At 72.6% G+C, this 12,476-nt stretch carries 12 protein-coding genes; 2 read left to right on the top strand and 10 right to left on the bottom strand.

Going from position 1 to position 12,476, the window contains the following annotated elements; translation table 11 throughout:
- Nucleotides 1–40: 40 nt before the first annotated feature.
- Genes QM788_RS03490 through QM788_RS03470 form a run of 5 tightly spaced genes read right to left on the bottom strand, consistent with a single transcriptional unit; the run spans nt 41 to nt 5,585 of the window.
- On the bottom strand, nt 41–1,075 hold the full coding sequence (locus QM788_RS03490; protein ID WP_415660068.1) for an ABC transporter ATP-binding protein: 1,035 nt from the start codon (nt 1,073–1,075) through the stop codon (nt 41–43).
- Nucleotides 1,068–2,435, bottom strand: a complete 1,368-nt coding sequence (locus QM788_RS03485) for a GH1 family beta-glucosidase (protein ID WP_415660067.1) — start codon at nt 2,433–2,435, stop codon at nt 1,068–1,070. The genes QM788_RS03490 and QM788_RS03485 overlap by 8 nt, the downstream gene beginning before the upstream one ends.
- A 39-nt stretch (nt 2,436–2,474) precedes the next feature.
- Nucleotides 2,475–3,353 carry a carbohydrate ABC transporter permease gene (locus tag QM788_RS03480; protein ID WP_415660066.1) on the bottom strand — a complete coding sequence of 293 codons (879 nt, stop codon included), beginning with the start codon at nt 3,351–3,353 and terminating at the stop codon, nt 2,475–2,477.
- Between the two features lie 10 nt (nt 3,354–3,363).
- A complete protein-coding gene (locus QM788_RS03475) occupies nt 3,364–4,302 on the bottom strand; it encodes a carbohydrate ABC transporter permease (RefSeq protein WP_415660065.1) in 939 nt (312 codons plus the stop codon).
- Nucleotides 4,299–5,585: an ABC transporter substrate-binding protein gene (locus tag QM788_RS03470; RefSeq protein WP_415660064.1), complete on the bottom strand. Its 1,287-nt coding sequence runs from the start codon at nt 5,583–5,585 to the stop codon at nt 4,299–4,301. Before QM788_RS03470 ends, QM788_RS03475 begins: the two co-directional genes overlap by 4 nt.
- Before the next feature lie 224 nt (nt 5,586–5,809).
- On the opposite strand from QM788_RS03470, the gene QM788_RS03465 reads away from it, so the two are divergent.
- The gene (locus QM788_RS03465; RefSeq protein ID WP_415660063.1) at nt 5,810–6,850 is read left to right on the top strand and encodes a LacI family DNA-binding transcriptional regulator; all 1,041 of its coding nucleotides are present in this window, start codon (nt 5,810–5,812) and stop codon (nt 6,848–6,850) included.
- A gap of 78 nt (nt 6,851–6,928) precedes the next feature.
- Here the strand turns inward: QM788_RS03465 and phbB are convergent, their stop codons facing one another.
- The 3 genes from phbB to phaC all read right to left on the bottom strand — a co-directional run bounded on the left by phbB (nt 6,929) and on the right by phaC (nt 10,683).
- Nucleotides 6,929–7,666: an acetoacetyl-CoA reductase gene (gene phbB, locus QM788_RS03460; RefSeq protein WP_415660062.1), complete on the bottom strand. Its 738-nt coding sequence runs from the start codon at nt 7,664–7,666 to the stop codon at nt 6,929–6,931.
- 183 nt (nt 7,667–7,849) lie between these two features.
- The gene (locus QM788_RS03455; protein ID WP_415660061.1) at nt 7,850–9,034 is read right to left on the bottom strand and encodes an acetyl-CoA C-acetyltransferase; all 1,185 of its coding nucleotides are present in this window, start codon (nt 9,032–9,034) and stop codon (nt 7,850–7,852) included.
- Nucleotides 9,035–9,051: 17 nt separating this feature from the next.
- On the bottom strand, nt 9,052–10,683 hold the full coding sequence (gene phaC, locus QM788_RS03450) for a class I poly(R)-hydroxyalkanoic acid synthase (protein WP_415660313.1): 1,632 nt from the start codon (nt 10,681–10,683) through the stop codon (nt 9,052–9,054).
- A gap of 201 nt (nt 10,684–10,884) precedes the next feature.
- On the opposite strand from phaC, the gene QM788_RS03445 reads away from it, so the two are divergent.
- Nucleotides 10,885–11,166: a hypothetical protein gene (locus tag QM788_RS03445; RefSeq protein WP_415660060.1), complete on the top strand. Its 282-nt coding sequence runs from the start codon at nt 10,885–10,887 to the stop codon at nt 11,164–11,166.
- Here the strand turns inward: QM788_RS03445 and QM788_RS03440 are convergent.
- Together QM788_RS03440 and maiA are read right to left on the bottom strand one after the other, a co-directional pair.
- Complete coding sequence (locus QM788_RS03440) at nt 11,077–11,826, bottom strand: polyphenol oxidase family protein (RefSeq protein WP_415660059.1); 750 nt, start codon at nt 11,824–11,826, stop codon at nt 11,077–11,079. The genes QM788_RS03445 and QM788_RS03440 overlap by 90 nt on opposite strands.
- Entirely contained in the window at nt 11,816–12,451 is a 636-nt protein-coding gene (gene maiA, locus QM788_RS03435) for a maleylacetoacetate isomerase (RefSeq protein WP_415660058.1), read from the bottom strand. Before maiA ends, QM788_RS03440 begins: the two co-directional genes overlap by 11 nt.
- Between the last annotated feature and the right edge of the window lie 25 nt (nt 12,452–12,476).

Raw genomic sequence — 12,476 nt, 5'->3', positions numbered from 1 at the left:
GGTACTCTGGTGGGTGTTGATCGGTGAACGGAAAGCGGGGTCAGGCCGCGAGCGCGCGGCCGTCGGCGTCGAACAGGTGGACGCGGCCGGGCGCGATGCGCAGGCCCACCTCGTCGCCCGCGGCCGGGTGCCGCGCGTCGGGCGCGAGGCGCACGGCCACGGCCGGCTGGTCGGCCGCCAGCCGCGCATGGGCGATGACGGTGTCGCCCAGGTGCTCGATGAGCTCGATGCGGGCGCGCAGGCCGTCCTGCGGCGCCACCAGCGTGATGTGGTTGGCGCGCACGCCCAGCGTCAGCGCGCCGTCGGCCGCGTGCAGCCCGGCCAGGCCGGGGTGGGCACCGGCGGGCAGGAAGTTCATCGTCGGCGTGCCCAGGAAGCCCGCGACGAAGCGGCTGGCCGGCTGCTCGAACAGCGCCAGCGGCGAGCCCACCTGCTCCACGCAGCCGGCGTTGAACACCGCGATGCGGTCGCCCAGCGTCATGGCCTCGACCTGGTCGTGGGTCACGTAGATCATGGTCGTGCCCAGCTCGCGGTGCAGCCGCGCCAGCTCGATGCGCATCTGCACGCGCAGCGCGGCGTCGAGGTTGGACAGCGGCTCGTCGAACAGGAACACCGCCGGCCGGCGCACGATGGCGCGGCCGATGGCCACGCGCTGGCGCTGGCCGCCGGACAGCTCGCGCGGCTTGCGCTGCAGCAGGTGGCCGATGCGCAGCACCTCGGCCACCTGGCCCACGCGCTCGCGCACCGCGGCGCGCGGCTGGCCGGCCATCTTCAGCGCGAAGCCCATGTTCTGTTCCACCGTCATGTGCGGGTACAGCGCATAGCTCTGGAACACCATGGCCACGCCGCGCGCCGACGGGTCCAGCGCGCCGACGCTGCGCCCGCCGATGTGGATCTCGCCCGCGTCGGCGTCCTCCAGCCCGGCGATCAGGCGCAGCAGCGTGGACTTGCCGCAGCCCGAGGGGCCGACGAACACGGTGAACTCGCCGTCGGGGATGTCCAGGTCTATGCCCTTGAGCACCTCCGCGCCCCCGGCGTAGCGCTTGCGCAGGCCGCGCAGCCGCAGCTCAGCCATGGGCGGCCTCGCGCGACGCGGCGATGCTGGCGCGGTACCAGTGGGCGCTGTCCTTCAGCGTGCGCTGCTGGCTGGCGTAGTCCACGTGCACCAGGCCGAAGCGCTTGGCATAGCCCGAGTCCCACTCGTAGTTGTCCATCAGGCTCCAGTAGAAATAGCCGCGCACGTCCACGCCCTGGTCCCTGGCGGCGGCGATCGCCTCCAGGTGGGCGCGCACGTAGTCGATGCGCTGGCGGTCGGCCACGCGGCCGCCGGCCAGCGTGTCGGCGCTGGCCATGCCGTTCTCGGTGATGAACAGCGGCGGCAGGCCGGGGTACTGCGCCCGCAGGCCCACCAGCAGCTCGCGTAGGCCGTCCGGGTACACCTCCCAGCCCATGTCGGTGACGCCCAGCGCGGCCGGCGCGGGCAGCGGCGGCTGGCCGCGGCTGGCCCAGATGCGCGTGTAGTAGTTGATGCCGAGGAAGTCCATGGGCTGGCGGATCAGCGCCATGTCGCCGTCGCGCACCTGCGGGTGGCGGGCGATGCCCGGGTCCTGCGGGTACTCTCCGTGGAACAACGGGTCCATGTACCAGCGCACGAAGCGCGCGTACTCGGTGCGGGCGGCGGCCTGGTCGGCGGGGCTGGCGGTGGCCGGCGTCACGCTGGACTGGTTCAGCACGATGCCCAGTGGGCAGGCCGTGGCGCCGGCGCGCATGGCCGCCATCGCCAGGCCGTGCGACAGCAGCAGGTGGTGCGACACCTGCGCGGCCAGCCGCGGGTCGCGGTCGCCGGGCGCGAACTTGCCGATCTCGTGGCCCAGCACGGCGGTGCACCAGGGCTCGTTGTGCGTGGCCAGCGACGCGAGCCGGTCGCCCAGGCGGCGGGCCATGGCGTCGGCGTAGTGCGCGAAGTGGAAGGCGGTGTCGCGGTTGCCCCAGCCGCCCAGGTCCTGCAGGTGCTGCGGCAGGTCCCAGTGGTAGAGCGTGGCGTGCGGCGCGATGCCGCGGGCCAGCAGGCCGTCGACGAGGCGGTCGTAGAAGTCCAGCCCCTTGGCGTTGAACGCGCCCAGGCCCAGCGGCTGCACGCGCGGCCAGGCGATGGAGAAGCGGTAGGCGTCCACGCCCAGGTCGGCGATCAGCGCCACGTCGTCGCGCCAGCGGCGGTAGTGGTCGCAGGCCACGGCGCCGCTCTCGCCGTTGACGGTGCGGCCGGGCTGCCGGGCGAAGGCGTCCCAGATGGACGGGCCGCGGCCGTCCTCGTCCACGGCGCCCTCGATCTGGTAGGCGCTGGTGGCCACGCCCCAGGTGAAGCCGCGGCCGAGCCGCTCGGCGGTGGCGGCGGACAGGACGGGCGGAAGATCAGGAATGGAAATCGATTTCATATTGCTGGGGGAAGGAGGGTCGTTCGGGTCGGGGCCGGCCTACTTGACGGCACCGGCGGTCAGGCCGTCGATGAGCCGGCGCGACGCCAGCACGAACAGCAGCAGCAGCGGCAGCACGGCGATCGCCGCGCCGGCGCTCAGGGCGCCCCAGGGCGTCTGCCCGCTGCCCTGCAGCGCGCGCAGCGCCAGCGGCACGGTGTAGAGGTCCATGTCGCGGATGACCACCAGCGGCCCCATGAAGTTGTTCCACGAGCCGATGAAGGTGATCAGGCCCAGCGTGCCCAGCGCCGGCAGCGTCAGCGGCAGCACGATGCGCCAGAAGATCGCGAACTCGCCGCAGCCGTCCAGCCGCGCGGCCTCCACCAGCTCGCGCGGCACGCTGGCGCCGATGGACTGGCGCATCATGAAGATGCCCAGCGCGCCGCAGGCGCCGGGCACGATCAGCGCCTTGTGCTCGTTGAGCCAGCCCAGCCAGGCCATGGTCAGCACCGTGGGCACCATGCCAAGGAAGGCCGGCAGCAGCAGGGTCGCCATGACGACCGCGAACAGCCGGTCGCGGCCCGGGAAGTCCAGCAGCGCGAACGCATGGCCCGCCAGCGAGCACAGCAGCAGGTTCAGCGCGGTGACGGCCAGCGCGACGTAGAAGCTCCAGCCCAGGTTGTGCCAGAAGTGCGGCAGCCGCTCCAGCAGCAGGTCCAGGTTGGCGGGCAGCGCGTCGCCGAACCACAGCGGCGGCGGCACCGACAGGATGTCGGCGTTGCCGTGCGTGGCGAACACCAGCATCAGGTAGAACGGCGCGAACATCAGCAGCCCGCCGCCGACCACGAGCGCATGGCCGAGCACGCGGGCGGGCGTCCAGCGGGCGCGGGCGGCCGCCGGGCGCGCGGCGGGAACGGCGGGGGTGGGCGGGATCGACATCGTGAAACCCTCAGTGCGGCCGGCCCAGCCAGCGGTTGTTGAGCCAGCTGGCGGCGGCGATCAGCATGAACAGCAGCCAGGCGATGGCCGAGGCGGTGCCGAGGTCGCCGTCGGTGAAGGCCACCGCGTACAGGTGCATGGCCACCGTCTTGCCGGCCTGGCCGGTGCCGCCCGTGCCGCCGGTGAGGATGAAGGGCTCCTCGAACAGCTGCAGGCTGCCGATGATGGCCAGCGTGACGGCGAAGAACACCATCGGCCGCAGCTGCGGCAGCACCACGTGCAGGAAGGTCTGGTGGCCGCGCACGCCATCGACGCGCGCCGCCTCGAACAGGTCGCGCGGGATGGTCTGGATGGCCGACAGGTAGAGCACCGTGTTCCAGCCCACGTAGCGCCAGAACACGACGATGGCGATCATCCAGCGCGTGTTCTCCGCGCGCTCCCAGTCGATGGCGCCGGCCGGGAACAGCCCGCCCAGCAGCGGCAGCTCGTGCAGGCCGCGCAGCGCGGCGTTGATTGCGCCGAAGTCCTTGGAGAACAGCGCCGAGAACACCAGCGACACCGCCACCGTCGAGGTGATGAACGGCAGGAAGTACAGCCCCACGACGCCGTTGCGCCAGCGCTTGAACGCCGTGTGCAGGTAGTAGGCCAGCGGCAGCGCCACCAGGTGCTGCGGCACGCCGGCCACCACGGCCAGCCACAGCGTGTTGTAGAGCGCGCCGCGCAGCCAGTCGTCGCGCGTCAGCGCGTAGGCGTAGTTGTCCAGCCCCACCCACTGCATCGCGCCCAGGCCCGCCGAGGCGTCCCAGCTGTGCAGCGACAGCACGATGGAGAACAGCAGCGGGAACAGGCCGAACGCCGCGAACAGCAGGAAGAACGGGCTGATGAAGAGGTAGGGCATCCAGCGCCGCGGCAGGCGCAGGCGGGCGGGCCAGGCAAGGCGACGGCTCATTGGCGCCCCCCGGGCCGGCGGCGCACGCGGCGCTCGATGGTGGCGCGCGCATCGGCCAGCGCCTGGGCGACGCGCTTGCGGCCGACCAGCACCTCGTCCAGCGCCACCTTGACGACCTCGTCCGCCACCGCGTCGTAGCGGTCCAGCGCCAGCGCCGGCACGCGGCGCGCCATGTCGCGCCACTGCAGCCGCGCGGGCTGGCCGGCCAGGAAGGGGATGGGCTCGGCCAGGAAGCCGTCGTCCTGCGCGGCCAGCAGCACCGGGAAGGCATCCAGCCCGCGGAACGCGGCCAGCTGCTGCTCGCGGTCCAGCGCCAGCAGGCGCAGCAGCTCCCAGGCCAGCGCCTTGTTGCCGGACTGCACCGGGATGGCGTAGAACGACCCGCCCCACGCCGCCGCCGCGCCCTCGGGCAGCGCGGCGGCACGCCAGCGGCCGGCGGTGCCGGGCGCCAGCCAGTGCTTCAGGTGGCCGCCCAGCCACGAGCCCATCATCTGCGTGGCGATGGCGTCGCGGCGGAAGCCCTCGGCCCACTCGTTGGTCCACACCCGCACGCGCGCATCCACGCCGGCCTCGCGCGCCTGCCGCGCCAGCTCGAACGCGCGCTGGAAGCGCGGCGTCTGCACCAGGCTGCGGCCGTCGGCGTCGAAGAACACGCCCTCCCCGTCCGCCAGGCCCGCGCGGATGCGGATGTCCTTCAAGTCCTGCGCATTCGCCACCAGGCAGGCGCCGGTGGCCGCGCGCAATTGCCGGCCGGCGGCGACGAAGCCGTCCCACGAGCCGGTCAGGTCGGCCTCCGCCAGCCCGGCGCGGGCCAGCAGGTCGTGCCGGTAGAACAGCGCGCCGGGGCCGGCGTCCACCGGCAGCGCCTTCAGCGCGCCCGCCCGGTTCATGCCGGCCTGCCAGGCGAAGCGCGCGACCCGGTCGCGGTAGCGCTGGGCGCCGTAGGGCGGCCGGGACAGGTCCTCCAGCCCGGCGGACTCGACGAACTTGCCCATGAAATCCATATCAAGCGCGATCAGGTCGGGCAGCGCGGCGCCGGCCGCGAGCGCGGTGGTCATGGCCGTGTGGTGGTCCTTGTGCGCCAGCGACACGATGTTCACCGCCACGCCCGGGTGCCGGCGCGCGAACGCGGGCAGCGCCAGCTTCAAGGCCCGGTCCAGATCGGGGTAGGTGGCCACCGTGAGCCGCGCGGCGGCCCCGTGCGCCGAGCCCGCCACCGCGGTGCACGACAGCCAGGCCAGCGCGTCGCGGCGCCTCAGGGCGGGCAGGTGCGGGTCCGTCACTGTTGTCTCCGTCAAGGTGCCGCCGCAGCAGCCCTCGTTTGTTTGAAATCGAATTCATGCAGTCTGCCAGCCCGCCGGCCGGACTGTCAACCGCGTCGCACACCGCGGCCATATTTCCTAGGGAAGTCCCCAGGCGCATCCATTGCGCCGCATCCAGCCCGATCGTGAAATCGCTATCATCCCCAGCGCCGTGCCGGGCGCCGCCTGGCGGCCCTGTCGCCCCCATGGATTCCAGCCCCCTCCCCCCGCAGGCCGCCCGGCCCGAACCCGCCACCGTCGCCGACGTCGCCCGGCTGGCCGGCGTGTCGCCCGCCACCGTCTCGCGCATCCTCAATGGCACCGCCCGCGTGGCCGACGACAAGCGCCGCGCGGTGGAAGCCGCCATTCAGAAGCTGAAGTTCCGCCCCAACCTGTCGGCGCGCGGGCTGCGCAGCGGCTCCACCCACACCATCGGCGTGCTGACGCAGGAGCTGGAGAGCCCCTACTTCGCCAGCGCCGCCAAGGGCGTGGACGACGCGCTGACCGGCAGCGGCTACGCGCCCATCGTCGTGCCCGGCCACTGGAACCCGCAGGAGGAGCTGGAGCGCGTGGCGCTGCTGACCGCGCGCAAGGTGGATGCGCTGATCGTGCTGGGCGGGCGGCTCGGCGACGCGCAGATCGCCGAGCTGGCGCAGCGGCAGCCGGTGGCCGTCGTCGGCCGGCGCACCAGCGTGCCCGGCGTGTTCTCGTTCTGCCAGGACCAGGTCGAGGGCGGGCGCCTGGCCACCGAGCACCTGATCGCGCTGGGCCACCGGCGCATCGCCCACATCGCCGGCCCGGCCAACCACGTGGACGCGCACGAGCGCCAGGAAGGCTTCATGCTGGCGCACCGCCAGGCGGGCCTGAGCGTGGACCCGTCGCTGATCGTCGAGGGCGATTTCATGGAGGGCGGCGGCATCGCGGCGATGAACGCGCTGCTCGACGCCGGCCCCGGCTTCACCGCCGCGTTCTGCGCCAACGACCAGACGCTGTGGGGCGCCCAGCTGGCGCTGCACCGCCGCGGCCTCGCCGTGCCGGCGGCGATGTCGCTGGTGGGCTTCGACGACCTGCCGCAGTCGCAGTACATGTCGCCGCCGGTCACCACGGTGCGCCAGCACACCTTCGCGATGGGCCGGGCCGCCGCATGGGCGCTGCTGGCGCAGCTGGGCGCCGCCGCCGGCCGCGAGGCGCCCACCGTGCCGCCGATACGGCTGGAGGTGCGCGAGACGTCCGCACCGCCGAAATAGCCGACGGCGGCACCGAGTCCCGGGGCCGCCGTCGGCGGGGCATGGCGGCGCCCTGGCGGGCGCCCGGCAGCGCGGGGCTCAGCCCATGTGCAGGCCGCCGTTGCAGGAGAAGTCCGCGCCGGTCGTGAAGCCGCTGTCCTCGCCGGCCAGCCAGCAGACGACGGAGCCGATCTCCTCCGGCGTGCCCAGGCGCTTGACCGGGATGGTGGCGACGATCTTCTCCAGCACCTCGGGCTTGATGGCCTTGACCATGTCGGTGCCGATGTAGCCCGGGCTGACGGTGTTGACCGTCACGCCCTTGGCGGCCAGTTCCTGGGCCAGCGCCATCGTGAAGCCGTGCATGCCGGCCTTGGCGGCGGAGTAGTTGGTCTGGCCGGCCTGGCCCTTCTCGCCGTTGACCGAGCTGATCTGTATGATGCGGCCCCAGCCCTTTTCGACCATGCCCGGCACGACCTGCTTGGTCACGTTGAACATCGAGTTCAGGTTGGTGTCGATGACGGCCTTCCAGTCCTCGGGCGTCATCTTCAGGAACATGCGGTCCTTGGTGATGCCCGCGTTGTTGACCAGCACGTCGATGGCGCCATGTTCGTCGATGGCCTTCTGGAAGGCCTGCACCGTCGAGTCCCAGTCGGCCACGTTGCCGACCGAGGCGTGGAAGGCGTAGCCCAGGGCCTTCTGCTCGTCCAGCCATTTCTGGTAGTCGCGGCTCGGGCCGCAGCCGGCGATGACCTTGAAGCCGGCCTTGGCCAGCTTCTGGCAGATCGCGGTGCCGATGCCGCCCATGCCGCCGGTGACGTAGGCAATCTTCTGGCTCATTCGATGTCTCCTGTTGTGGTGGGGTGAGTATCAGGTTTTCATGAAACTGGGGTATTGCGGGCCGAGCGCCGGGCCGCTCCCAAGCCGGCCCGTCTGGCGGATGTGCAAGCGGCTCAATGCCGCTTGCATCGCCGTCCCCTCGGGGGACCGGCCAAGGTACGCCTTGGCCGAGGGGCTTCATGCCTAGCGCTCGACGGTGAGCGCCACGCCCATGCCGCCGCCGATGCACAGCGAGGCGATGCCCTTCTTCGCGTCGCGGCGCTGCATCTCGTGCAGCAGCGTGACGAGCACGCGGCAGCCGCTGGCGCCGATCGGGTGGCCCAGCGCGATGGCGCCGCCGTTGACGTTGACCTTGCCCGTGTCCCAGCCCATCTCGTTGTGGACGGCGCAGGCCTGGGCCGCGAAGGCTTCGTTGATCTCGAGCAGGTCCAGGTCGGCGGGCCGCCAGCCGGCGCGCTCCAGCGCCTTGCGCGCGGCGGGCACCGGGCCCATGCCCATCAGCGCGGGGTCCAGGCCGGCGCTGGCATAGGAGGCGATGCGGGCCAGCGGCTTCAGGCCCAGCGCGGCGGCCTTGGCCGCGCTCATGACCATCACGGCGGCCGCGCCGTCGTTCAGGCCCGAGGCGTTGCCGGCGGTCACGCTGCCGGCCTTGTCGAACGCGGGGCGCAGGCCGGCCAGCGCGTCGGCGTTGCTCTTGCGGTTGATGAACTCGTCGGCCGCGAACACCACCGGGTCGCCCTTCTTCTGCGGGATGCTGAAGGGCACGATCTCGTCCTTGAACCGGCCCGCGTCCTGCGCGGCGGCGGCCTTCTGCTGGCTGGCCAGCGCCAGCGCGTCCTGCTGCTCGCGGGTGATGCCGTACTTCTTGGCCACGTTCTCGGCGGTGATGCCCATGTGGTACTGGTTGTACACGTCCCACAGGCCGTCGGTGATCATGGTGTCCACCATCTTCCAGTCGCCCATGCGCTGGCCGTCGCGCGAGCCCGGCAGCACGTGCGGGGAGAGGCTCATGCTCTCCTGGCCGCCGGCGATGACGATCTCGCTGTCGCCGTCGCGGATGGCCTGCGCGGCCAGCATCACGGCCTTCAGGCCCGAGCCGCAGACCTTGTTGATGGTCATCGCCGGCACGCCGTGCGGCAGGCCGGCCTTGACGACGGCTTGGCGCGCCGGGTTCTGGCCGACGCCGGCCGTCAGCACCTGGCCGAGGATGACCTCGCCGACCTGCTCGCCCTGCAGGCCGGTGCGGCGCAGCAGGTCCTGGATGACGGCGGCGCCGAGTTCACTGGCGGGGGTCTTGGCGAGCGTGCCGCCGAACTTGCCGATGGCGGTGCGCGCGGCGGCGACGATGACGATGTCTTGCTGGCTCATGGGGCTTGTCTCCTGTTTCAGGCTTTTGCTTTGACGTAGCGACCGGGCGCGGGCTCGATCGCCTTGAACTTGCGGCTGCCCGGCGCCTTGGGCGCGGGCTTGGTGGCGCCGGCATGCGAGGCCAGCCAGGCGGCCCAGTCCGGCCACCAGCTGCCCGCGTGCTCGGTGGCGCTGGCGAACCAGGCCTCGGGGTCGGCCGGCAGCGCGGCGCCGGCCTTGCCGCCCGCGATCCAGTGGCTGCGCTTGGGCGGCTTGCCGGGCTTGGGCGGCGGGTTGATGACGCCGGCGATGTGGCCGGACGCGCCCATCACGAAGCGCTTCTTGCCGGTGAGCAGCTGCGTGCTGCGGTAGGCGCTGGTCCACGGCACGATGTGGTCCTCGCGCGAGCCGTAGATGTAGACCGGCGCGGCGATGGCGCCCAGGTCCAGCGTCTCGCCGCAGATGGTCAGCCGGCCCGGGACCTTCAGCTCGTTCTGCAGGTAGGTGTGGCGCAGGTACCAGCAGTACATCGGCCCGGGCAGGTTGGTGGAGTCGCCGTTCCAGTACAGCAGGTCGAAGGCCGGCGGCGCCTCGCCCTTCAGGTAGTTGCCGACGACGTAGTTCCACACCAGGTCGTTGGGGCGCAGGAAGCTGAAGGTGGTGGCCAGCTCCTGGCCGTGCAGCAGCTGCGGGCCCTGGGGCGCGTCCGGCCCGAGCGTGGCCTCGCGCAGCCGCACGCTGGCCTCGTCGACGAAGATGTCCAGGATGCCGTTGTCGGCGAAGTCCAGCAGCGTGGTCAGCAGCGTCAGGCTGGCGGCCGGCTGCTCGCCGCGCGCGGCGAGCACGGCCAGCGCGGTGGCCAGGATGGTGCCGCCGACGCAGAAGCCCAGCGTGTTGATCTGCGTCTGCCCGGCGATCTCCTGCGCCACGCGGATGGCCTGGATGGCGCCGCGCTCGACGTAGTCGTCCCAGGTCAGGTGCCGGACCGAGTCGTCCGGGTTGCGCCAGCTGACGACGAACACGCGATGGCCCTCGGCCACCGCGTAGCGAATCAGCGAGTTGTCCGGCTGCAGGTCGAGGATGTAGTACTTGTTGATGCACGGCGGCACCATCAGCAGCGGCCGGGCCCTCACCTCGGCCGTCAGCGGCGCGTACTCCAGCAGCTGGAACAGCTCGTTCTCGAAGACGACCTGGCCGGCCGTGGTCGCCACGTTGCGGCCGACCTCGAAGGCGCTCTCGTCGGTCTGCGACACGTGGCCGCGCTGCATGTCGTCCCACAGCTGGTGCAGGCCGCGCGTGAGCGTCTCGCCATGGCTGTCCAGCGCCAGCTTCTGCGCCTCGGGGTTGAGCGCCAGGTAGTTGCTGGGCGAGGCGGCGTCGACGAACTGCTGCACGGCGAAGCGGATGCGCGCCTTGGTCTTGGCGTCCGCCTCCACCGCGCCGGCCAGCTGCTGCAGCGTGCGGCTGTTCAGCAGGTAGAGCTGGGCCATGAAGTTGGCCGCCGGGTTGGCGCGCCACTCGGGCGCCGCGAAGCGCCGGTCGCTGATCGCCGCCGCCTCGCCGTGGCCGAGCGAGGCGTTCCACAGCGCGGCGGCCTGCTTGAGGTAGTCCGCCTGCAGCTCGGCCAGCGCGGTCGGCGGGATCTGCGGCAGGTGGGTCATCTGCTGCATCAGGTCTGCGAACGCCTGCCCCTGCGGCGGGGGCGGCGCGTCGTTCTTGTTGCGGGTCGCCATATGTCTCCTCGGAACTCCGTCACGGGCCCGATGTTGCCTCAGAACCGGGGCGGCCCGGTGCAATAAGCTGCTCGCCTCCGGCCCGCCCGGCCTTGTTGTAACCCCGCGCCCTGACGGGCCGATGACGTCTCGCCACCCATGTACCTCGTTGCCATCGCCTGGGCCTATGTCGCGCTGATGATGGCCGCCGCCGAAGCGCTGAGCCCGCAGGGCACGCTGTTCGGCGCGCTGGTCACGCTGCTGCTGTACGGCGTGCTGCCGCTGGGCCTGCTGATGTACATCCTCGGCACGCCGGGCCGGCGGCGCCGCCGCGCCGCGGAGGCCGACGATTCAAGCGGCCCGGCGGCCCAGCGCGATGCAGGCGGCCATGCGGCCGCGGGGCCGGCCGCCGGCCTCGCCCCGGAACGAGAAGAAGCGTGACGCGTCGGTCAGCGTGCACCAGCCGCCGCCGCTGACCCGCCCGACCCCGGCGGCCTGCAGCCGCTCGCGGGCCAGCGCGGCCAGGCCGGCGCGCCAGCGCGGCGCCGGGTTGGGCCGGTAGAGGAAGCCGGGCTGGTCGCGCGCCAGCGGCTCGCGGCCGAAGGCCTGCACGACCTCGGGGCCGACCTCGAAGGCCTCCGGCCCGATGCAGGCGCCCAGCCAGGCCTGCACCTCGCCCGGCCGGCAGCCGGCGGCGGCACACAGCGCGGCGACCGTGTTCTCCAGCACGCCGCCGCTCAGGCCGCGCCAGCCGGCATGCGCGCCCGCCACGCCGCCCGGCGCGGCGAACAGCACCGGCAGGCAGTCGGCGGCGAGGATGGCCACGGCCAGCCCGGGGTCGGTGGACACGGCCGCGTCGGCCTGCGGCGCGTTGTCGTCGTGCCAGTCGGGCTGCAGGCGCACGACCCGCGCGCCATGCACCTGGTCCAGGAAGATGGGCCGCGCGCCCAGCCGCTCGGCCAGGCCCGCGCGGTTGGCGGCCACCTCGCCGGGGTCGCCGGCGCGGCGGCCGAAGTTGGGGCCGCGCGTGGTCATGAAGGCCGTGACGCCCGGCCCCAGCTCGCCGGGGCCGGGCCGCAGCCAGTGCGCGTCAGGCCGCATCCGGGCAGACGCGGGGATGGGTGTTGGCGAAGGCCGGCAGGGCCAGGCAGGCGGCGTGGACGCGCATCACCGCCGGGTAGGCCTCCAGCGGGCACTCGAAGCGCTGCGCGTTGTAGACCTGCGGCACGAGCAGGCAGTCCGCCAGGCCGGGCGTGTCGCCGAAGCTGAACTGCCCGGCCGTGGCCGCCAGGCGCTGCTCGACGATGGCCAGCCCCGTCGCCACCCAGTGGCGGTACCAGCGGTCCACGGTCTGCTGCTCCTGGCCGAGGTCGTGCTTCAGGTAGCGCAGCACGCGCAGGTTGTTCAGCGGGTGGACGTCGCAGCCGATGTCCTGCGCCAGAGCCCGCACCCGGGCGCGCGCGACCGGATCGCGCGGCAGCAGCGGCGGCTCGGGGTGGGTCTCGTCGAGGTACTCGAGGATGGCCATGGACTGGCTGAGCCAGCGGCCGTCGTCCAGCACCAGCGCCGGCACCAGGTGCGACACCTGCTGGTTGGCGAACGGCTCGGCGAACTGCTCGTCCTTCTGCAGGTGGATGGGCGCGTAGTCGTAGTCCAGGCCCTTGAGCGCGAGGCCGATGCGCACGCGCCAGGAGGCCGAGGAGCGGAAGTAGTTGTAGAGCTTCATGGCCCGAATTTAGCGCCTCTAAACT

It is taken from the genome of Roseateles sp. (assembly GCF_047654785.1).
Taxonomy (GTDB): domain Bacteria; phylum Pseudomonadota; class Gammaproteobacteria; order Burkholderiales; family Burkholderiaceae_C; genus Pelomonas.
This window is presented reverse-complemented; position numbering and strand designations above follow the sequence as displayed.

What these genes read in the sequence shown, in the direction of transcription:
- QM788_RS03490 (WP_415660068.1), bottom strand. Translation starts at nt 1,075, where the DNA reads ATGGCTGAGCTGCGGCTGCGCGGCCTGCGCAAGCGCTACGCCGGGGGC.
- QM788_RS03485 (WP_415660067.1), bottom strand. Translation starts at nt 2,435, where the DNA reads ATGAAATCGATTTCCATTCCTGATCTTCCGCCCGTCCTGTCCGCCGCC.
- QM788_RS03480 (WP_415660066.1), bottom strand. Translation starts at nt 3,353, where the DNA reads ATGTCGATCCCGCCCACCCCCGCCGTTCCCGCCGCGCGCCCGGCGGCC.
- QM788_RS03475 (WP_415660065.1), bottom strand. Translation starts at nt 4,302, where the DNA reads ATGAGCCGTCGCCTTGCCTGGCCCGCCCGCCTGCGCCTGCCGCGGCGC.
- QM788_RS03465 (WP_415660063.1), top strand. Translation starts at nt 5,810, where the DNA reads ATGGATTCCAGCCCCCTCCCCCCGCAGGCCGCCCGGCCCGAACCCGCC.
- phbB (WP_415660062.1), bottom strand. Translation starts at nt 7,666, where the DNA reads ATGAGCCAGAAGATTGCCTACGTCACCGGCGGCATGGGCGGCATCGGC.
- QM788_RS03455 (WP_415660061.1), bottom strand. Translation starts at nt 9,034, where the DNA reads ATGAGCCAGCAAGACATCGTCATCGTCGCCGCCGCGCGCACCGCCATC.
- phaC (WP_415660313.1), bottom strand. Translation starts at nt 10,683, where the DNA reads ATGCAGCAGATGACCCACCTGCCGCAGATCCCGCCGACCGCGCTGGCC.
- QM788_RS03445 (WP_415660060.1), top strand. Translation starts at nt 10,885, where the DNA reads ATGTACCTCGTTGCCATCGCCTGGGCCTATGTCGCGCTGATGATGGCC.
- QM788_RS03440 (WP_415660059.1), bottom strand. Translation starts at nt 11,826, where the DNA reads ATGCGGCCTGACGCGCACTGGCTGCGGCCCGGCCCCGGCGAGCTGGGG.
- maiA (WP_415660058.1), bottom strand. Translation starts at nt 12,451, where the DNA reads ATGAAGCTCTACAACTACTTCCGCTCCTCGGCCTCCTGGCGCGTGCGC.